Here is a 22,000-nt window from a genome sequence, read left to right as displayed (position 1 = left end):
AATTATTTTTTTAAACATTATTAATAATGAGAAAGTTTTTGAATAGAGTTATTTCTTTTACAGGAGTTATATTTTGTACATATTTTGTGGTCTATAATGTTATTTTGTATTCTTTAGAAAATCAGTTATCTAATAGTAAAAATATTATTTTAGGAGATAGTCAAACTAAGTTTTTGAGCATGCCAAATTCTTTTAACTACTCTATTGATGGTAGTCCATATTTTCTACACTACGAATTTGTGAAAAGATTTAAAAATATTTTTAGAAATAAAAATATTTTTATTTCACTTAATTACCATAATTTTTCTGATTTATATGAAAATAGATATAGATACGATGCTCTTTTTCCTGGTTGGGCTAAATTAAATATTGATCGTATTAATGATTTCTCTATATTTAGTTCTATAAATCCTGATATAAATAATGAGTTGTCTAAAACACGTTTTTTTGATGTGAAAAATAAACTAGAAAGGTTAGTAGATGTTACTTATTCTAGAAAAAAAACAGAAAATTCATCACAGAAGGTTCTAGATTCTTTAATAATAATGGAAGATGTCCAAAGACATTGGTTAAATTCAAAATTTATAAATGAAGATAAAATTCAACATAAATATTTAATAAAATTAATTCAACTTTTATTAGAGAACAATAATGAAATTACTTTATTAAAGATGCCTGTTACTAATTTTTATTTTAAGAATGTTCCAAATGATATAAAAATTGATATAGATTCTGTTGCTCACTATACTGGTTTAGATTTGTTAAACCTAAAAGATAGTCTTAGTATTTCTAACAGATATGAATTATTTAAAGACTATGGACATTTAAATAAAATAGGAGATTCAATTGTTATAGATTATTTATCACAATTTTTTAATAAATAACCTTAATTAGGAATAATGAGTAATAGTGAAAACAGTAAGCGTATTGTAAAAAACACGGGCATGTTGTATATACGGATGCTTCTTACAATGGGGATTACCTTGTATACCTCAAGAATAATATTAAGTACTTTAGGTGTTGAAGATTTTGGAATCTATAATGTAGTTGGTGGTGTTGTTATAATGGCTGGATTCTTAAATAGTTCAATGGCAACAGCAACACAACGTTTTTTATCCTTTGAACTTGGTAGAAAAGATGATAGACAGTTGGCGAAAGTCTTTAACGTTAGTTTGATGATTCATGTGGTTATAGGGGTATTTATATTAATACTTACTGAAACCATTGGATTATGGGCTGTAAATACTCAATTAACAATACCTTCAGATCGTTTAGTCGCTGCTAATTGGGTTTATCAATTTTCTGTATTATCTTTTATGGTGACTATAATAGGAGTGCCTTATTATGCTGTTATTATTGCTCATGAACGGATGAAAGTTTATGCGTGGATAGGCACAGTAGAGGTTTTTCTAAAACTATTGATTGTTTTTTTACTACAAAGTTTTGGATTTGATAAATTGACCACATATGCAATTTTAATTTTTATTGTAACTTTTATTATTAGGTTAGCTTATGGTTTTTATTGTAAACGAAATTTTAAAGAAACAAGGTTAAAGTTTATCTGGGATAAAGTACTTTTTAAAACAATGATGAGTCATGCAGGATGGAATATGTGGGGAAATGCAGCAGGAGTAATATATGGACAAGGTGTCAATATATTATTAAATATTTTCTTTGGCCCTGTTGTAAATGCTGCTAGAGGGATAGCATTTCAAGTTAAAAGCGCAATGTCTGGGTTTGTTAGTAATTTTCAATTGGCGATGAATCCACAATTAGTAAAGTCTTTCGCAGAGAATAATTTAACTTATATGCATCAAATAATTTTTCAAGGAGCCAAATTTTCATTTTTTCTCCTTCTTCTTTTTTGTATTCCAATAATAATGGAAACAGAATTAATCCTTTCAATATGGTTAAAAGAAGTGCCAGAACATACTGTTATTTTTACAAGGTTAGCGCTAATTAATATTATGATTGATAGCTTGTCTGGGACGATGGTAGGGGCTGTACAGGCTTCTGGTAAAATAAAATTATATCAGTCACTTGTAGGTGGTTTATTACTATTAATCTTACCAATTTCTTATTTATTTTTAAAAATAGGATTCCCTGCAGAAGTTACGCTATACGTAAGTATTATAATTTCTATTATTGCAATGTTTTTAAGAGTAATTTTGTTAGAAAAATTAATTGATATCTCAATTAAGAAATTTATTAGCAAGGTGATTTTTATTTCTTTTATTGTAAGTATATTGTCTTTTGTGATGCCATTAATTCCTAGGTTAATAATGAATACAGGAATATTTCGCTTTTTAACTGTAAGTATAGTTGCTATTATTAGTACGATTTGTTCAATATATTTTATTGGGTTAAATACTATTGAAAAAGAATATATAAGAAGTCGAATAAAATTTAAAATATAATAATACATTTAATCTAATAGCTTTTTAATTAATAATTAAATATAATTTATGATACGTTTATATAATTACGAAAATAATTTTGGAGATGACTTATCTCCTTATATAATATCTAAACTTAGTGGGGAGAAAGTTGTTTTACGTAAACCATTCTCTTTATCTCGTTTTGGTTTAGATTTTTTAAGGTTTTTTAAAAAGTTATTACTTAAAGGTGTAGCTGATAAATCGTTATTAGCATACTCTCCTTTTAATAAAGTAATTATCTCAATTGGCTCTATATTAGAGGAATCTACTTCTAATTCTATTGTTTGGGGGTCTGGTTTAGGTTCTAAAGACATTAAAATTAAAGGAGGTGAATTTTTAGCGGTTCGGGGGCCATTATCTCAAAAAAGATTATCGGAACTAGGCTTAAAAGTACCTGAAGTTATAGGTGATCCTGCTATATTATTACCTTTAATTTACCCTCGAAAAAATGCAATAATAAAAAAACGATTTAAAGTAGGTGTAATTCCTCATAAAATTGATTATGTAGATATAGTTTCTGATTTACAAAAACTAAATTTAGAAGACTTTTTAGTGATTGACTTGGTTGATCCTAATTTAGAAAAAGTAATGGATGATTTTCTTTCTTGTGATATGATTTTATCTTCATCTTTACATGGTCTAATTGTTTCTCATTCTTATAACATTCCTGCAGTTTGGTTTCAAAAAAGCCCTCTAGCAGGAGATGGAAGTAAATTTGTTGATTATTTTTCATCTGTTGGTATAACGCCTTATAGTTATATTAATTATGAAGATATCGATTTCTCAAATAATGAGGTCGTTAAAGAAATTTTTAATAAGGCAAGTGATGTTTCATTAGCGAATAAAAATAATATATCTAATATTCAAAAAAACCTTTTAGATGTAGCTCCATTTAAAGTAAAAGAACATTATAAACTATAGTATTTTAGGTCTATGAAAATTAGTATAATAATTCCGGCATATAATGTTGAAAAATTAATATCAAAATGCTTGAAAAGTGTTTTATCCCAAGATCTTTCACCGGAAGAATATGAGGTTATTATTATTGATGATGGTAGTACTGATAATACCTATGAGGTTATTAAAGCGTATATTAAAGATGTGAAAAATGTCTTTCTTTTTAATCAAGTAAATCAACGTCAAGGAGCAGCAAGAAACAACGCACTTAAAAAAGCAAGAGGAGAGTATATTTGGTTTGTAGACAGTGATGATTACATTGAAGAAAACTCTTTGAAAAGCCTGTATACTATAGCTAAAAAGAAGGATTTAGATATCCTCTTTTTTACAAGTTATAAGGACCTTAAAGGTGAAGTTAGAGAGGTTAAGCCAAAATTAGATAAGATTGAATATAATAAAATTTATAAAGGGCAAGATATTATTGCAGCTCGTTGTATAAATTGTGGTCCATGTTTTTGCATTTACAAGAAAGTTTTTTTAGACTCCAATGACCTTCGTTTTATAGAAGGGGTTTTTTATGAGGATAATGAATTCATGTTAAGGGCATATTATTATGCTAAAAAAGTTTATTATATTAACAAACCTTATTATTATGTTGTTTTAACGGAAACATCATCTACGCGTACAATGTCTTCTACTCCAATATTTGATATTTTAAAAGTAATGAGTTATATGTTTAAATTCACACAGAGTGTAGAAGAAAATAAGGAAATTCAAAGAGCATCTTGGTACTATTCTGTAATGATTTTTAATACGGCTTTAAGTAAAATGAAAAATCAAGATAGTAATACTCATAAACAGTTTATTAAAAAAATAAAACCACTAAAAAATGATTTAGTAAAAGCAATGTTTAATTCTGGAAAAACAAAGTATATTTTAGAAGGAGTTATTTGCTTTTTATCAATCAAGTTTTTATTACGTTTGTCTAAAAATTAATGATGATTAATATAAATATTTTAACAAGATATACAACAAATAATTTTTTACATCAATTAGATAAAGAGAGATTTGGGGAAGATTTTGAATTTTTTGAAAACTCTAAAGAAAATATTTTTTGGGATGTTGTAGTAGTATATGAAGGAATTACTTTAGAAAGACATCTTAAAGTTAAAAAAGGAGGATTGATTTTCATTTCCGGTGAGCCACCGATGAGTAGTGTTTATCCCAAAAAATTCCTACAACAATTTGATCAAGTTTTGTCTGCTCATCCTAAATTAAAACATAGTAACAGTATATTATCTCAACAGGCACTTAATTGGCATTTTGGGTTTAACTTTGTTACGAATACATATAAATATGATTTTAAGGAGCTAAAAGAAATTATTCCACCAAATAAAATTAAGAATATTTCAATTATTTCTTCATCAAAAAAAATGATGCCAGGTCATAATAAAAGGATGAAATTGATAAAATTTTTAAAGGATAAATTCCCCGGAGAAATCGATTATTTTGGGAAAGGAATAAATCCAGTTGATGACAAAGCAGACGCTATTCTCCCTTATAAGTTTCATATATGTATTGAAAATTCATTTATAGATGACTATTGGTCTGAAAAATTTGCTGATCCAATTTTAGGTTATAGTGTTCCTATTTATATTGGTTGTACTAATATAAAGGAATATTTTACAGATGATTTTTATTATAATTTTAATATAGCTGATGTAGATAAAATTAGTGAGCTTATCACTGATATTTTAAAGGATCCAGAAGTACATTATAATAATAAAATTGGTAAGCTGAAAATAGCAAGAAAAAAACTCTTACAGCAGTATAATATTTTTCCATTATTAGTTGATTTTTATAAATCGGCTAAGATATCTAAGAGTGAAATAAAATCTGTTAATATTAAACCCAGTAATAGTTTTGGTATTTATAGTTATTTGTTTCTCAAGTTACGTGCAAAGAGGTTAATTTATAAGTTATATTTAAATTTTTTTAAAAATTAATATGATATTAATGTTAAAGAAAAGGGGGCTTTTATACTTATTAGGTGTTGCGCTTATATCATTTTCAGTATCACCTCTTTGTGTGGTATTCATGACTAAGTTCTTATCAGTTAACTTTTCTGAACTTTTCCTTATACCAGGGTTTTATTTAGTGATTGCTTCAGATAGCGCTATTAGACATGAGCTTAAGTACAATATAAAAAAGAAATCGTTTCTAAGGTTATTTATTATGCTGTTTGTTTTTTTTGTACTTGGTTTGATCACTGGAGACAATATTGCAAATGTTTATGGAGATTTTAGAACAATTTCTGTTTTTCTTTTCTTTTCTGTTCTAACAATAAAAAGTATAATTAACCAAGAGAAGTTTAAGTCTTTTATTATTCATGTTTTTATTACATTGTCTCTGTTAGATGTCATTTTTTTATTGTTAAGGAATTCTTTTTTTAATATAGATTTAGAAAGATTTATTGTAATGGCAGTTTGTCCTTTTGTTATTTCTATTTTCTTTTTAAATAAAAATAAGTTTATTTATTCAATGTTCTTTTTATTAATTCTAATTTATGAATCTGTTATATCTACAATGAGAATAAATTATATTTTAATTATATTTTATATATTTTATATGTTTTTTGTTTTTGTTACCTCCTTTTCTAATAGAAAAATATCACTTATTAAAATGTTGCTTTTTTCTATTGGAGTATTCTTTATGGCATTAAAAATAACACCTATAGTTACCAAATATTTTGAAGCAAATGGAAGTCGTTATGTTCATACTGTTATGAGAACAACAGAAACAGTAAATAATTTTGAAGAAGGAGAGAAAACAAGAGTTAATACAACTTTAATTTTTTTACAAGAACCTTTTGACTTAATGATTCCTCAAGGGTTAGGTTGGAGAAATCATATCGAAAGAATACAATCATTATTCCGTGAACAATATGGTATTTTGAGTACAATGGATTCAAATGTTTTTTATTGTATGTACCATTTTGGATTATTTATTGGCTTTTTTATTGTGATTTTGTTTTTTAGATTATTTATTACATTAATTTCCAAAGCAAACAAAAAAACATCAAAATTAGGAATTTCATATTATTTAATCTTGTCAGGAGTAATCCTTTCAATGTTTTTATTAAAATCATGGATTTTTGTGTATTTAAATTTTGGATTTATTTATTCTTTATTAATTATCCTTATAAGATATCCAGATAAGGAATTGTTAAAAAAAATAAAATAGGCTATACCTTTCTTAGATTGTATATTTGTTTTTTATTTAATATTTTGATTAATCTTGTACAAGATTAATCAAAATATTAAATGATGTTATTCAAAATAAAAATTGAACACTAAATAATTTTATTAAAATATGGTTTGTCTTATTTACAATTATGCCCAACACTATAGAGGTGGTATTTTTAAGGCTTTAGATAAAGATTTAAAAATTGAATCTTATTTTGGAGACAAAATGGGGGATATAAAAAAATTAGATTACAATGAATTAAATTATTTTAAAAAAGAATTAACTAATATTAATTTAATGCCACCTTTTTACTGGCAAAAAGGAGTGCTTAACTTGTTATTTAAACCTTATAACAGTTATATATTTTTAGGAGAATATTACTGTCTTTCTACTTGGTTGTTTTTATTGTTGGCTAAATTTAGTGAAAAAAAAATAGTGCTTTGGACTCACGGTTGGTATGGAAATGAAAGTTTTTTAAAAAAAATAATAAAAAAAACATTCTTTAAATTATCAGATAGTATTTTATTATATGGTGATTATGCTAAATCTCTAATGGTAAATGAGGGTTTTGATGAAAAGAAGTTACATGTAATTTATAACTCTTTAGATTATTATTCTCAGATTGAAATTAGAAATAAACTTAAAGTTACCAATGTTTTTAGTAATCATTTTCAGAATAATTATCCAGTTCTTTTATTTATTGGAAGACTAACTGAAGTTAAAAAATTAGATTATGTAATTAAAGCTCAAAAGGATTTGATAGAAACAGGTTTTCCTGTTAATTTGGTTTTTATAGGAACTGGAGTAGCAGAAGAGAACTTAAAAAACTTTGTAGTCGAAAGCAAAACTGAAAGTATGACATGGTTTTATGGCTCATGTTATGATGAAGCACAAATAGGTAATTTAATTTATAATGCAGACATTTGCGTTTCTCCAGGTAATGTAGGTTTAACTGCGATGCATTCAATGGTGTATGGTACTCCTGTTATTTCTCATGATAACTTCCCGTTACAAATGCCAGAATTTGAAGCTATCGTTAAAGGAGAAACAGGAGATTTTTTTAAGTATGATGATATATCGTCTCTAACTGATAAAATAAGAAACTGGTTAAAAACAAATACAGATAGAAATAGCATAAGAAATAAATGTTTTAATAGAATTGATAATTATTTTAATCCAAATTTTCAGTTAAAAATCATTAAAAGTGTATTAAATGAAAAATAAATTAAGAAAATTATACAGAGATATAAGAATGTTTTTTCTAAGAAAGAAATATAAGCTTAATAGTGTCCACAAAACTTTTTATGCAGGAGGAAGGTCTCATATTTCTTTTGATTTAAAAGCTGGTCCATATTCATATATTGGTCCAAATTGTATCATTTACCCTAAAGTTACCATTGGTGATTATACAATGTTTGCTAATAATGTAAGCATAATTGGAGGCGACCACGATTTTATAAGTCCTAAGACTCCAATTATCTTTGCAGGAAGAGGTGTTTTAGAAGAAACAATAATTGGAAAAGATGTTTGGGTTGGAGCTTATACAAGAATAAAAACAGGTGTTAAGATTGGAGATGGAGTGATAATTGCAATGGGGTCTGTTGTTACAAAAGATGTAGAACCTTATTCAATATACGCAGGAGTACCCGCTAAAAAAATAAAGAATAGATTTAAAACTGAACAAGAGGTTGATTATCATAAAAAAATGTTAAATAAAACATATACAGAATTAGGGTTTAATTTTAATATGCTGTGTGATTAAAAGAGGGTAATTCTATGTCAGAAATAAATTTATCTGTATACAAAAATACATTGGGAATAAAACATAAAATATTACGGATTTTATGGAACTTTGTTTGGATCATTCTTGCAAAACCTTTTCCACGAAGTGTAGCAAAAAGTTGGAAATTATTGTTGCTAAGATTATTCGGCGCTAAAATTCATAAGACAGCAAATGTATATTCTTCTGTAAGAATTTATGCTCCTTGGAATTTGGAAATGCATGAGTATTCTTGTTTAGCTCCGGAAGTCGATTGTTACAATGTAGATAAAATTGTTATTGGAGCGAATTCAACGATATCTCAGAAAAGTTATTTATGCTCAGCATCACATGATATTACTAAAAGTAATAATCCTTTAATAACAGCTCCTATCATTATTAAAGATCAAGTTTGGGTTGGTGCAGATGTTTTTGTCGGTATGGGGGTTGTAATTGAACAAGGTGCAGTTGTAGGAGCAACTTCTTCTGTATATAAAAATGTAGAACCATGGACAGTCGTAGGAGGAAACCCTGCTAAGTTTATTAAAAAAAGAGTTTTAGATAATGAATAAAAAGAAACCATCATTAACCGCTTTAGTACTTACTTATAATGAAGAAATGCATCTTAGAAGGTGTTTAGAGTCATTAAAAGATATTTGTCAAGAAATAGTAATTATAGATTCTTTTTCTAAAGATGAAACAGAAAATATTGCTAAAGAATTTGGTGCAAGGTTTTATCAAAATCCATTTGTAAATCATGCCGTTCAATTAAATTGGGGTATAGAGAATACAGAAATAAATACAGATTGGGTTATACGTGTAGATGCAGATGAATACATTTCTAAAGAACTAGCAAGTAGTATAGAAAATGAATTGCCTAATCTAAAGAGTGATATTACAGGTGTAAGGGTAAAAAGATTAATGTATTTTTTTAATAAACCTCTTAAGAAAGCAGGTATGTATCCTATTTGGCATTTAAAATTATGGAGACACGGAAAAGCTTCTTGTGAACAACGTTGGATGGATGAAAGAATGAAGCTGTCTAATGGAGAAACAACAACATTAGAAGGAGATTTAATAGATAATAATTTAAATAATTTAACTTGGTGGACAGATAAGCATAATAAATATGCTACAAGAGAGGCAATAGATATTTTAGATAAAATTTATAATTTCACAAACTCAGACGTAGTTAATGCAAATCTTTTTGGTACTGGAGAAGAAAGAAGAAGGTGGTTTAAGAAAAAATATTTAAACCTGCCATTATTTGTTAGACCTTTAATTTTTTGGTTTATTAGATATGTTCTACAAGGAGGTTTTTTAGAAGGTAAAAGAGGTTTTATTTGGAACGCATTACAATGTGGATGGTATCGTTTTTTAGTAGATGCTAAAATTTATGAAGCGTATAAAGCTGCAGGAAAAGATAAAAATGAATTAATAAAGTACTTTAAGAAAACTTATGGTTACGATATTACTAAAATAGGGTAGATGAAAATTTCCATAATAACAGTTTGTTACAATAGCGAAAAAACTATTGAAAAAACATTTAAATCTGTAGAAGCACAAACATACAAGAATATAGAATACATTATAGTAGATGGTGGCTCTAAAGATACTACGATAGATTTAGTAAAGAAATATAAATCTATGATATCTCAATGGGTATCTGAACCAGATAAAGGTTTGTATGATGCCATGAACAAAGGGATTGAAATGGCTACAGGAGATATTGTAGGGATTTTAAATTCTGATGATATTTTTACAGATGAAAAAGTGCTAGAAAATGTAGCTAATTTTCATTTAAAAAATAAAAACATTGATGCTTCTGTAGGAAATATTATACAATTTAATGATGAAGGAAAAACGGTAAGAAAGTATTCCGCTAAAAACTGGAATCCAGAAAAGCTGAAAATAGGTTTTATGCCAGCGCATCCAGCGATATTTTTCAAAAGAGATTTGTTTAAAAAATATGGATTGTATCATTTAGATTTTACCATTGGTGCAGATTATGAATTGATTACTCGTTTTTTCCTACAACATAAGATCACTTGGGAATTTTCTGATATTACCACTACGTCTATGTTAATAGGAGGTGTAAGTAGTTCTGGTTTTAGTAGTTATCAATTAATTTCTAAAGAAATAAAAAAAGCATTGACCAGAAATAATATAAAATTTAGTTATTTAAAAGTACAGTTAAGAGGCTTTTGGAAAATAATTGGGTTTTTAAATAAAAAGTAATTGATGAACAGTAATTTGCATATCATTACAGGAAATAAAGGTTTTGTTGGTCTTAATTTGGTAGACTATTTTAAGAGACAGAATAAAGAAACTGTTGGTGTTTCTAGAAGCCCAAAGTCAAACGAACTTAGTTATAAAACTTTAAGTTTAGAAAAGCTTAATCAAGCTAAGAGTTTTATTCATTTAGCAGGGAAAGCGCACGATTTAAAAAAAACATCAGAAGACGCAGCATATTTTGAGGTAAATACGGAGCTAACAAAAACACTTTTCAATCAATTTTTAGAAAGTGATTGTGAAGTTTTTATATACATGAGTTCTGTAAAAGCTGCTGCAGATGATGTAGAAGGTGTTTTAACAGAAGAGGTAACGCCAAATCCAGTTACGGTGTACGGCAAATCTAAATTAGCTGCAGAAGCGTTTATTTTATCACAAGAAATTCCACAAAATAAAAGAGTGTATATTTTAAGACCTTGTATGATTCATGGTCCTAATAATAAAGGAAATTTAAATTTACTGTACAGCTTTGTGTCTAAAGGTATTCCGTACCCTTTTGGGAAGTATAAAAATGCAAGATCTTTTGTTTCCGTAGAAAATTTATGTTTTGTAATTAATGAATTGATAGAAAATATAAATATAAAATCTGGCATATACAATGTTGCCGATGATGCTTCTTTATCTACAACAGCATTAGTAAAAACTATAGGAGATGTTATCGGAAAACCTGCAAAAGTTTTAAATATACCAAAGGTTTTTGTAAATATTTTGGCTAAATTAGGAGATGTATTGCCGATTCCTATCAATTCTGAGAGATTGCAAAAACTCACAGAAAATTATGAGGTTTCTAATTCAAAAATAAAAAAAGCACTTCAAAAAGAATTACCTTTATCAGTAAAAGAAGGTATCGAAAAAACAATCGCATCATTTTAAATTTATGGAGAAAAATATAATCGTTTTATGTATATTAATTGTTGCCTCTTTTGTGTATTTAAAGTTGGCCAATAAATTTAATATTGTAGACAAACCCAATGAGAGAAGTTCTCATACGAAAGTAACCATAAGAGGAGGAGGAATTATTTTTCCGATTGCAATTTTACTATTTTTCTTTTTAAATGATTTTCAATATCCCTTTTTTGTTTTGGGGCTTATTTTAATTTCTTTTGTTAGTTTTTTAGATGATATCTATACCTTAAGCTCTAGAATTCGGTTTCCTTTTCAAATTTTAGCCGTTTTATTAATTCTGTACCAAGTAGATTGTCCAATTGTGCCATTGTATTACTCCATACCACTCTTAGTGCTAGGTGTTGGGCTCATAAATATGTTTAATTTTATGGATGGTATTAACGGAATAACTGGTGTTTATAGTTTGGTTGTTTTGTCTGGTTTGTATTTTATCAATTTAAATGAGCAAATTGTTAGTAATGATTTAATTGTATTTTCTGGATTGTCACTTTTGGTATTTGGGTTTTATAACTTCAGAAAAAAAGCATTATTTTTTGCGGGAGATATCGGTAGTATCGCTATTGGAATGCTAATTTTTTTTATAGGCGTTTTATTTACCTTACACTTAGAATCACCCATTTTTTTATTGTTGGTTTTAATTTATGGTGTAGATACAGCGTGCACCATGTTGTATAGAATACTTTATACGAATGAAAGTATTTTAGATCCTCATAGGCATCATATCTATCAAAAATTGGTTGATGTTTACAAAATATCACATTTAAAAGTTTCTATGATTTTTGGTGTGCTTCAATTAGTGGTAAATTTCATCATTTTAAAAACGTATAAATTAGATGTGTCAATTCAGCTACTGGTGTCTTTTGGGTTAATTCTCTTTTTTGCCATACTGTATGTTTTCCTTTTTAAATTGATTGAGAAAAAAGTAAAAGTGAACAATGTTAAATAAAATCCCTTTATCTGAGTCTATTATAAATATTGATTTAAAAACTAGTTTTTCATCAATAGGTACAGATGATGTTAAAAATTTCGAAAATTCTTTAGAAGCTTATTATGAGCACCAAAAGAGAGTGGTTGCAGTAAACTCTGGTACCTCTGCGATACATTTGGCATTAATTTTAAGTGGCGTAGAAAAGGGAGACGAGGTCTTGTGCCAATCGCTAACATATATTGCTACTGCAAGCCCTATTTTATATCAAAAAGCAACTCCTATTTTTATTGATAGTGAAAAAGAAACCTGGAACATGTGTCCGGATCAATTAGAGCTTGCTATAAAAGATAGAATCTTAAAAGGGAAAAAACCAAAAGCTATTATTTTTGTTCACCTCTACGGAATGCCTGCAAAGGTTGATGAAATAGTGCGTATTTCTCGTAAATATAATATAACGTTGATTGAAGATGCCGCTGAAGCTTTGGGAGCTGAATATAAGGGAAAGAAATGTGGTACTTTTGGAGATTTTGGAATCCTTTCTTTTAATAATAATAAAATTGTATCTACATTAGGCGGCGGAGCTTTAATCTGTAATACAGAGAAAGAAAAGGAAAAAGCTTTTTTTTACGCAACCCAAGCTAAAGAAAAAGAAAATTATTACGAGCATAAGACTTTAGGATATAATTATAGGATGAATTCTTTAGGAGCACGTTTAGGAGTTTCGCAACTTAAAAAATTGCCAGAATACCTAAAAAAAAGACGTGCCATCAATGATTTTTATAAGGGTTATTTTAAGCGTTTTTTTAGAGTTCAATTATTAAAGGAACCTTCAGCATCTTTTGTTTCTAATTATTGGTTAAGTTGTATTCTATTTGAATTAGAAGGAGTTGGAGATAGTACAACTAAAATTATGACCTTGCTACGAGAGAATAATATAGAATCTCGACTTTTATGGAAACCGATGCACTTGCAACCACTTTTTAAAAATCATCCATATTATGGAGGTAAAGTAGCCGAAAATTTATTTAAGAAAGGGCTCTGTTTACCATCTGGTTCTAACTTAGAGAAAAATGATTTATTGAGAATTTCAGAATCCATTAAGAATTTTTTGTAGATTTGTTAATAAATAGCACCCCAAATAATGATAAGAAATTTTATTTTAAGAACATTAGATAAGTATGCGTCTAAATGGATTGTATTTTTTGTAGATCTATTTTTAGTTTTTGTTTCATTTTTTATCGCTTATTTTATACGATTCAATGTTAGTTTTAACTTTAATGTCAATAACTTACTAAACCAAATACCTTTTGTGTTGTTTTTTGCGGTTGTAAGTTTTTTAACAGTAGGTTCTTATAAAAGTATTATTAGACATACGGGTATTAGAGATGCTTTTAACGTGTTTATTGCAAGTTCATTATTATGCGTACTTCTTCTTTTAGCAGTTACTTTTAATGTTTTTTTTAAAGTTATAGATTCTTTTTACATACCAAAGTCAATACTTATTATTCATTATTTAGTAACCACTTTAGTGCTTATATTAAGTAGATTTATTTTTAAATCCATTTATGAAGTTCTTTCTATAGAATTAGATTCGATTCATAATGTTTTGATATATGGAGCTGGAGAATCGGGTATTATATCTTTTGGCGCCTTAAATAGAGATAAAAAAAATAATTACGACGTTATTGGCTTTATAGATGATAACAAAAATAAAATTGGAAAAAAAATAGATAGAGTAAAGATTTATAATCCAAAGTTGATTACAAAAGAATTTATTAAGAAGTATGCTGTTGATGAAGTAATTATTTCAATTCAAAAAATAAAACCCAATCGATTATTAGCGATAACAGATAAATTTATAGGGTTAGGTATTGATGTTAAAATTGTACCACCTTTATCTAAATGGATTGATGGCGATTTTAATGCAAACCAAATTAGACAAGTTAAGATTGAAGATTTGCTAGACAGAGCACCAATTATTATAGACAATCCAATTGTGCAAAGAGAAGTGAATAATAAAGTGGTGTTGGTTTCTGGTGCAGCTGGTTCTATTGGGAGTGAGATTTCTAGACAATTAAGTTTGTATAATTGTAAATTAATAGTACTAATAGATCAGGCAGAATCTCCTTTGTATGATTTGCAACAGGAGTTAATTCAAAAAGGGATTACCAATTTTGTAGCGATTGTGTCTGACGTAAGAGATCGGTTTAAAGTAGAGCGAATCTTTAAGAAATACAAACCTCAAAGAGTTTTTCATGCAGCAGCATACAAACATGTTCCTTTAATGGAAAAATCTCCTTATGAAGCCATTAAGGTAAATGTGTTAGGAACAAAAAATATAGCAGATTTGTCTAATGAATATGGCATAGAACGGTTTGTGATGATTTCTACGGATAAAGCTGTAAACCCAACCAATGTGATGGGGGCTTCTAAAAGGATTGCAGAATTATACATTGGTTGTGTAAGTAAAGCTTCTGAAAAAACGAAATTTACCATTACGAGATTTGGGAATGTTTTGGGGTCTAATGGTTCTGTAATTCCATTATTTAAAAGACAAATTGAAAACGGAGGTCCTTTAACAGTAACTCATAAAAAAATTACTAGGTATTTTATGACCATTCCTGAAGCGTGTAGCTTGGTGTTAGAAGCGGGTACCATGGGGAAAGGTGGAGAGATTTATATTTTTGATATGGGGAAATCTGTTAAGATTTTTGAAATAGCAAAAAGGATGATCTATTTATCTGGTTTACGGTATCCTGAAGATATAGATATAAAAGTTACGGGTTTAAGACCTGGAGAAAAATTATATGAAGAATTATTGGCGGATGGTGAGAATACGACTAAAACGTATCATGATAAAATAATGATTGCGAAAACTCATGACATAGATAATTCCGTGGTTAAAATAAAAATTGATGACTTATCACTTAATTTTGATAAATTAAATAATAGAGAACTCGTGAAATTAATGAAAACATTAGTTCCTGAATATGTGTCAAATAATTCTGAGTTTGAAATATTGGATGCAAGACCTAAGGAAGTTAATATTAAATAGTATTTTTGCAAAAAAAAAAGAATAAAATATGATTAAAGTTAAGATAGCCATACTTTTGGTGGTTTTAGGGTTGTCCTCTTGTGTTTCTAATAAGGATATTGCTTATTTTCAGTTTGATGAAATTGATCAAAGTAAAGTAAGTAACAAGTTTGAGACTGTTTTTAAACCAGATGATTTATTACAAATAACCATTTCTTCAGATGATATAGAAGCTACTAAACCTTTTAATTTACCGGCTGTTACTTATGCAACTACTACCAATGCTGTAATTGGGACACCGAAACAACAGTCGTATTTAATAGATAGTAAAGGGGAAATTGATTTTCCCATATTAGGAAAATTAAAATTAGGAGGCCTCTCTAGAGAAGCTGCTTTGCAATTGTTAAAAGGAAAGTTGTCTCCAGATTATGTTGCAAATCCAACAATAAATATAAGCATTGCTAATTTTAAAGTAACGGTGTATGGAGATGTTAAAAAACCAGGTACTTTTACCATACCAAATGAAAGAGTAAGTATCTTAGATGCTATAGGTTTGGCAGGTGATTTAAATATATCAGGAAAAAGAGATAATGTGTTGGTGATTAGAGAGGAAAATAATAAGAAAGTAAAATATAGAGTCAATTTATTATCTAATAAAACCTTAACCTCACCTGTATTTTATTTACAACAAAATGATGTGGTATATGTAGAACATAACAAAGCACGGATTCAATCTGCTTCTTCCAATTCTAACACTAGCTTATTCATTTCGGTTACAAGTTTGATAATTACTTTAGTATCTATTTTAACAAGATAAAAAATGCAAATACATAAAGAAAATACTAATTTTAAAGGTAGTGAAGAGTCAGATACTATTAATATTAGAGAAGAGTTAGAAAAGTACCTATTTCATTGGAAATGGTTTGTTTTAGGAGGTATTTTTGCTGTTGCATTTGCTTTTTTTTATTTACGATATAGTACACCTCAATACAGTGCAGCTACATCTATCATGATCAAGGACAATCAAAAGTCCGGAATTTCAAAGGAGTTAGAGGCTTTTAAAGACATGGGGATTGTAGGAGGTGGTTCTTCTAATAATACCGATAATGAGATAGAGATTTTAAAATCTAGAAAAATTATTGGAGCTGTTGTAGATTCTTTAGATTTAACGACTATTTATTTTGCGCAAGGAAGAATAAAGAAAACAGAGGTGTATGGTAATAATCCTATTCAAATAGTTTTTGATAGGAATAATACATCCTTTTTAGAACAAAGAAAAGACACTTCTTTTACTGTTAACATATTATCTCCTGAGAAGTTTGAATTAAATGATGCGGAAGATAATTTAATTTCAGCTTATAGTTTTAACGAAGTGATTCATTCTAATATAGGTGATTTCAATGTAAAAAAAACAGCGAGTTTTGATTTTAAAGAAGGAAATAAAATTTATGTAACGCTCTTAAAAAGGAGTAAAGTTATTGATCGTTATAAAAATATATTAAACATTAGTACTGTAAATAAAAATGCTAGTGTTTTAACTTTGGCTATTAATTATCCTGTTAAAGAAAAAGCGGAAGACTTTTTAAATGAATTGGTAAAACAATACAATATAGACGCCATTAAAGACAAAAGTGAAGTCTCTCAAAAAACCAAAACGTTTATAGATGATAGATTGGATGCCATTGGTAAAGATTTAAACGCAATTCAAGATAGAGTAAAAAAATTTAAGACCGATAATAAAATAACAGGGCTTTCTAATGAAGGTGAGTTGGCGCTTACTACGGCTTCTAAAAATAATGAAAAATTAATTGAGATAAAAACCCAGTTAAATATTGCTGAAGGTGTTTTAGAAAATATCAAGAAGCAATCGAATACAGACGAAACCTTACCTCAAAATTTAGGTTTTTCGGAGGGCACTATTTCTGAATCTATTAAATCGTATAATGAATTAGTGGTTTCTAAAAATCGGTTGAGTGTAAATGCTGGAGATAAGAATCCACAAATAATACAGTACCAAATAGAAATTAATGCTTTAAAAAGAAATTTAAAGAATAGTATAACAAATTTAATTTCTTCATTAGAAACGGAGTACAATCAAATTAACAGAGAAGCAAATAAAATAAATTCTAAAGTATCTGCAATCCCTGTTTTAGAAAGAGGTTACATAAATATAGGTAGAGAGCAAGAAATAATTTCTGGCTTGTACTCTTATTTATTAAAGAAAAAGGAAGAAACAGCAATTTCATTGGCGGTAACCGTGCCAAATGCAAAAATTATTGATGTTGCGTATAGTGATGGTATTCCAGTTTCACCTAAAAGGAAAATTATCTTTTTAGCTGCATTATTATTAGGGGTATTAATTCCTTTTATAATCATTTACCTTAAAAACTTATTAGATACCAAAATTCACACGAGAAAGGATATCGAGGAGTTAACAACGGTGCCTTTTATTGGAGATGTACCGCATTCTGAAACGAATGAGAAGATTGTTATTGGTAATGATGCTAGAACGAGTACAGCAGAAGCCTTTCGTTTAATTAGAACTAATTTAGACTTTATGTTGTCTAATAGAGAGGGGAGTGAAGGTAAAACAATCTTTATTACCTCTACGACCAGTGGAGAAGGAAAATCATTTATCTCTATTAACCTTGCTGCAGCACTTTCTTTATCTAATAAAAAAGTATTGCTAATGGGTATGGATCTTAGAGCTCCAAAAGTTACTGAGTATCTAGGAATCCCAGAACGAAAAGGAATAACCAATTTTATTACAAACGATAGTATTTCTTTGGATGATCTAAAATTTTCGATCCCTGAAATTAAGGGATTAGATATTATTGCATCTGGAGTGATACCTCCAAATCCGGCAGAACTTTTATTGAGTTCTAAAATTAAAGATATATTTGAAGAGGTTAAAAAGGATTATGATTATATTATAGTGGATACTGCACCCGTTAATTTAGTTACGGATACGTTATTAGTAGCCAAGTATGCAGACATGTTTTTATATGTGTCAAGAGCTAATTATTTAGACAAGCGTATGCTAAATATTGTACAGACGTTGTATAATGAAAAGAAATTGCCTAATATGGCTATCGTTCTTAACGATACGGACATGACACGAGGTTATGGTTATGGGTACGGCTATGGCTATGGTTATGGAAACGGTTATGTAGAGGAAGTAAAGAAACCTTGGTACAAAAGAATATTAAAGTAATAAAAAAAGCATCCATTTGGATGCTTTTTTTATTTATAAGAACTTTTTATTATTATCTAAAAGGTGTTTAATTTTTTCTAAATTCTTTTTAGTCCCAATTTTTTTAAGCAATTCTAAATGGTTACTATGGTGGGTATCGCTGCCTACAAAATCATATAAATTTTCTTTTAAAATCTTTTCAGAAACTTTTTGCACTCCTTTTCCGTATTGTTCCGTTAAGGATAATAAATTTAATTGAAATAAACAGCCAGCTTTTTTTAATTTATAATAATGGTTAAAATCATTGTGAAAAAAACCATACCGCTCTGGGTGAGCTAAAACGGGTTTGTATCCTTTAACTTGTATTTCAAAGAGAATGTCATATAAGTTTATGGGCGCACTGAAATAAGACATTTCAACAAGAATATAATTGTCTTTTAAAGTAAGAATATCATTGTTTTCTAATAGTTCAGAAAACTGTTCATCCATCATGTATTCTGCAGCAGCATTTATAGATATATCGGTAATATTTCTTTTTTGAAGTGCAGCTTTTACTTCTTCAAGCTTTTCCTTTATAGTTTGTGAAGAATTTGGATAAACATCTCCTAAAACATGAGGTGTGGTTATAAAATTTTTAATTCCGTAAGAACGCATCTTAGAAATTAATGCGATGGATTTGTCTAAATTTTTAGCGCCATCATCGATTCCTGGGAGTATATGAGAATGAATATCTATAAAATCTTTAGGAAAGAAATCGATTAATGGAATTACTTTCTTTTTAAAAAAGAGCATGTTATTTATGTTTATTACAAATTTACAATAATTAAATACAGTTTTTAAATCTTATTGGTATTCAGATTAAATTTTTTAATACGAAAACGATTGAAAATTGATTTCCTATTGTATATGAGTTTTACTTGTAATATCTTTGGTTAAAACAAAATAATTATGATTTTAATTGCAGATGGTGGCTCTACTAAAGCAGATTGGATTGCTATAGATAAAAATAAAAAAGAAGCTTTTAGAACTAGGACTTTAGGTTTAAATCCTGCTATTGTGCCAGAAGAAGAGCTTTATAACAGAATAATTAATATGTTTCAATTAATTAATGTTAAAGACGAAGTAGAGGAAATTCATTTTTATGGAGCGGGTTGTGGAACTCCAAAACCTATTCAAATTTTAAAAACTATTTTAGAGTCTATCTTTGTAAATGCAAAAATATGTATAGCAGAAGATATGTTAGCGGCAGTGTATGCAGCAACAGGTAAAGAACCAGCTTTAGTTTGTATTTTAGGAACCGGATCTAATAGCTGTTATTATGATGGTGAAAAGATGGAGATGCTAGTGGCTTCTCTGGGATATATTTTAATGGATGAAGCTAGTGGTAATTATTTTGGTAAAAAGTTGATTATTGATTACTTCTATAATACAATGCCTAGTGATATTGCTAAGAAGTTTAAGGAAGAGTTTGATCTTGATCCAGATTATATTAAGAGAAATTTATACAGAGAACCAAATCCTAATATGTATTTAGCTTCTTTTGCAAAATTTATGTTTGATTTTAAAGAAGAAAAATATATTAAGAAAATTATAAAAAATGGATTTCAAGAGTTTTTTAAATATAGAATTTTACCATATAATAAAACGGCAGAAACTCCAATTTACTTTATAGGATCGATAGCATATTATTTTAGAGACATTTTAGAAGAAATGGCTAAAAAGAATAATTTAGTAATTACAGATGTAATACAAAGACCTATTGATAAGTTACTTGAATATCATATAAATAATATTAGTTAATTATTAGTTATCTATTATTTTTTGATAGATTGATAAACCTTTTTTTATAAAGCAATTTAGTGGGTTCTTTAAATGATACACTTACTTTGTTATAATAATTTTATTGTGAAAAGGCAGACTAATTTTAGTTTAAATTACATTTATTTATTATGCAGTTAGAGTCAAGTCTTGGTTCTAATAGTGAAGCAGGCTTAGGTCTATTATCGAACCATAATATCAATTAATAATTTCTAACAGTCTTTCTAAACGCATTCCTCTTGAACCTTTAATCAAAATTGATTGCTGTTTAAGAGGATTGTTTTTTAGATGAAGCAGTAGCTCTTCAAACGTTTTATACGCGTTGTTCTTTGTTTTTGTTTGATAAAAATTCTCACCAACAAAAAAACAATTATTAAAATGTAGTTGCGCTACTAAATCTACAATATTTTGATGTTCTTCTATACTTGTTTTTCCTAGCTCAAACATATCACCCAAAATTACAGTTTTGTTTTCTTCTTTAATTGCTTCAAAATTTTCTAAAGCAGCTTTCATGCTTGTAGGATTTGCGTTATATGCATCTAAAATAATCTTGTTCGCCGTTTTTAGGATGATTTGAGAACGATTATTTTCTGGGGTATAGTTTTCTATACCATCCTTTATATCGGTGTCAGAAACCTTAAAATAGCTTCCAATAGTGCAGGCTGCGGCTATGTTGGTGTAATTATATTTTCCGATAAGATTGCTTTGAACAGATTTAGAATTTAAAGATAGTTTAACAAACGGATTTACCTCTAAAAACTGTAAGTCATTGTTAAAAGAAATGGACTTTATATTGTTTGTTTTTTCTACTTGTACAGCATCTTGTGGGTTTATAAATGCAATTTTACCGTTTTCTTTTAAGTAGGTATATAGTTCACTTTTAGCTTCAATAACACCCTTAATTCCTCCAAAACCCTCTAAGTGGGCTTTTCCAAAATTGGTAATATATCCAAAATCTGGTTCACAAAGTGTACAAAGAAATTCTATTTCTTTTTTATGATTTGCACCCATTTCTACAATTCCAATTTCAGTTTCAGGAGTCATAGAAAGTAGGGTAAGAGGTACGCCAATATGATTGTTTAGATTCCCTTTGGTTGCTGTAGTTTTATATTTTGTTTTTAAAACAGCATTTATTAATTCTTTGGTAGTTGTTTTTCCATTGCTACCTGTTAATCCAATAATTGGTATTTTTAAAACCTTTCTGTGGTGGTTTGCTAGTTTTTGGAGCGTTTCTAAAACATCATCAACTAAAATAATATTGGGTTCATGGCTATGTGATTCTTCGTCTACAATGGCGTAATCGGCACCTTGCTTTAAAGCTTCTTTTGCAAAATTATTTCCATTAAAATTATCGCCTTTTAGGGCGAAAAATAAAGTATGGTTTCTAATAGTTCTTGTGTCTGTATCTACAAGAAAATGTTTTGTATATAATTGGTAAATTTCTTCGATTTTCATCCTTTAAAAATAAAAAAACCTCACTGTAAATCTT

The 22,000-nt window shown here is 28.2% G+C and carries 19 protein-coding genes and 2 pseudogenes; 19 read left to right on the top strand and 2 right to left on the bottom strand.

Translation table 11 applies throughout. The features are described from left to right. Nucleotides 1-26 precede the first annotated feature (26 nt). The 18 genes and pseudogenes from MPF19_RS08185 (at nt 27) to MPF19_RS08105 (ending at nt 18,714) form a co-directional block, all read left to right on the top strand. A complete protein-coding gene (locus MPF19_RS08185) occupies nt 27-884 on the top strand; it encodes a hypothetical protein (RefSeq protein ID WP_249987696.1) in 858 nt (285 codons plus the stop codon). Nucleotides 885-899: 15 nt separating this feature from the next. Further along, a complete protein-coding gene (locus MPF19_RS08180) occupies nt 900-2,417 on the top strand; it encodes an oligosaccharide flippase family protein (protein ID WP_249987695.1) in 1,518 nt (505 codons plus the stop codon). A gap of 48 nt (nt 2,418-2,465) precedes the next feature. Further along, the gene (locus MPF19_RS08175; RefSeq protein ID WP_249987694.1) at nt 2,466-3,359 is read left to right on the top strand and encodes a polysaccharide pyruvyl transferase family protein; all 894 of its coding nucleotides are present in this window, start codon (nt 2,466-2,468) and stop codon (nt 3,357-3,359) included. A gap of 12 nt (nt 3,360-3,371) precedes the next feature. After that, a complete protein-coding gene (locus tag MPF19_RS08170; RefSeq protein WP_249987693.1) occupies nt 3,372-4,331 on the top strand; it encodes a glycosyltransferase family 2 protein in 960 nt (319 codons plus the stop codon). After that, nucleotides 4,331-5,341, top strand: coding sequence for a glycosyltransferase family 10 domain-containing protein (locus tag MPF19_RS08165; RefSeq protein WP_249987691.1), 1,011 nt, complete (start codon nt 4,331-4,333; stop codon nt 5,339-5,341). Before MPF19_RS08170 ends, MPF19_RS08165 begins: the two co-directional genes overlap by 1 nt. 706 nt (nt 5,342-6,047) lie before the next feature. Continuing rightward, nucleotides 6,048-6,578, top strand: coding sequence for a hypothetical protein (locus MPF19_RS08160; protein WP_249987690.1), 531 nt, complete (start codon nt 6,048-6,050; stop codon nt 6,576-6,578). Between the two features lie 129 nt (nt 6,579-6,707). Further along, nucleotides 6,708-7,805: a glycosyltransferase gene (locus MPF19_RS08155; RefSeq protein WP_249987689.1), complete on the top strand. Its 1,098-nt coding sequence runs from the start codon at nt 6,708-6,710 to the stop codon at nt 7,803-7,805. Next, nucleotides 7,795-8,007: pseudogene (locus MPF19_RS19490) on the top strand (hypothetical protein); the annotation flags it as partial. The gene MPF19_RS08155 and the pseudogene MPF19_RS19490, both read left to right, overlap by 11 nt. Before the next feature lie 87 nt (nt 8,008-8,094). Continuing rightward, nucleotides 8,095-8,253, top strand: a pseudogene (locus tag MPF19_RS19485) (DapH/DapD/GlmU-related protein); the annotation flags it as partial. A gap of 104 nt (nt 8,254-8,357) precedes the next feature. Then, on the top strand, nt 8,358-8,912 hold the full coding sequence (locus tag MPF19_RS08145) for an LbetaH domain-containing protein (RefSeq protein WP_249987685.1): 555 nt from the start codon (nt 8,358-8,360) through the stop codon (nt 8,910-8,912). After that, a complete protein-coding gene (locus MPF19_RS08140; protein WP_249987684.1) occupies nt 8,905-9,828 on the top strand; it encodes a glycosyltransferase family 2 protein in 924 nt (307 codons plus the stop codon). Before MPF19_RS08145 ends, MPF19_RS08140 begins: the two co-directional genes overlap by 8 nt. Next, a complete protein-coding gene (locus MPF19_RS08135; protein ID WP_249987682.1) occupies nt 9,829-10,578 on the top strand; it encodes a glycosyltransferase family 2 protein in 750 nt (249 codons plus the stop codon). A gap of 3 nt (nt 10,579-10,581) precedes the next feature. Beyond that, nucleotides 10,582-11,505 (top strand): NAD-dependent epimerase/dehydratase family protein, encoded by a 924-nt coding sequence (locus tag MPF19_RS08130; RefSeq protein WP_249987680.1) that lies wholly within the window; start codon nt 10,582-10,584, stop codon nt 11,503-11,505. A 4-nt stretch (nt 11,506-11,509) separates the two neighbouring features. Continuing rightward, the gene (locus MPF19_RS08125; RefSeq protein ID WP_249987678.1) at nt 11,510-12,484 is read left to right on the top strand and encodes an MraY family glycosyltransferase; all 975 of its coding nucleotides are present in this window, start codon (nt 11,510-11,512) and stop codon (nt 12,482-12,484) included. Beyond that, the gene (locus MPF19_RS08120) at nt 12,474-13,580 is read left to right on the top strand and encodes an aminotransferase class I/II-fold pyridoxal phosphate-dependent enzyme (protein WP_249987677.1); all 1,107 of its coding nucleotides are present in this window, start codon (nt 12,474-12,476) and stop codon (nt 13,578-13,580) included. Before MPF19_RS08125 ends, MPF19_RS08120 begins: the two co-directional genes overlap by 11 nt. A gap of 27 nt (nt 13,581-13,607) precedes the next feature. Then, entirely contained in the window at nt 13,608-15,521 is a 1,914-nt protein-coding gene (locus MPF19_RS08115; RefSeq protein ID WP_249987676.1) for a polysaccharide biosynthesis protein, read from the top strand. A 28-nt stretch (nt 15,522-15,549) separates the two neighbouring features. Next, nucleotides 15,550-16,317 carry a polysaccharide biosynthesis/export family protein gene (locus tag MPF19_RS08110; RefSeq protein WP_249987674.1) on the top strand — a complete coding sequence of 256 codons (768 nt, stop codon included), beginning with the start codon at nt 15,550-15,552 and terminating at the stop codon, nt 16,315-16,317. Nucleotides 16,318-16,320: 3 nt separating this feature from the next. Continuing rightward, entirely contained in the window at nt 16,321-18,714 is a 2,394-nt protein-coding gene (locus MPF19_RS08105; RefSeq protein ID WP_249987673.1) for a GumC family protein, read from the top strand. A gap of 33 nt (nt 18,715-18,747) precedes the next feature. Here the strand turns inward: MPF19_RS08105 and MPF19_RS08100 are convergent, their stop codons facing one another. Next, the gene (locus tag MPF19_RS08100; RefSeq protein WP_249987671.1) at nt 18,748-19,485 is read right to left on the bottom strand and encodes a tyrosine-protein phosphatase; all 738 of its coding nucleotides are present in this window, start codon (nt 19,483-19,485) and stop codon (nt 18,748-18,750) included. Between the two features lie 156 nt (nt 19,486-19,641). On the opposite strand from MPF19_RS08100, the gene MPF19_RS08095 reads away from it, so the two are divergent. After that, nucleotides 19,642-20,493, top strand: coding sequence for an N-acetylglucosamine kinase (locus MPF19_RS08095; protein WP_203394087.1), 852 nt, complete (start codon nt 19,642-19,644; stop codon nt 20,491-20,493). A gap of 216 nt (nt 20,494-20,709) precedes the next feature. Here MPF19_RS08095 and MPF19_RS08090 read toward each other — a convergent pair whose 3' ends face one another. Next, nucleotides 20,710-21,966, bottom strand: a complete 1,257-nt coding sequence (locus MPF19_RS08090; protein WP_249987670.1) for a UDP-N-acetylmuramoyl-tripeptide--D-alanyl-D-alanine ligase — start codon at nt 21,964-21,966, stop codon at nt 20,710-20,712. Between the last annotated feature and the right edge of the window lie 34 nt (nt 21,967-22,000).

The sequence above is a fragment of the Polaribacter sp. Z014 genome (genome assembly GCF_023555435.1).
Taxonomy (GTDB): Bacteria; Bacteroidota; Bacteroidia; order Flavobacteriales; family Flavobacteriaceae; genus Polaribacter.
This window is presented reverse-complemented; position numbering and strand designations above follow the sequence as displayed.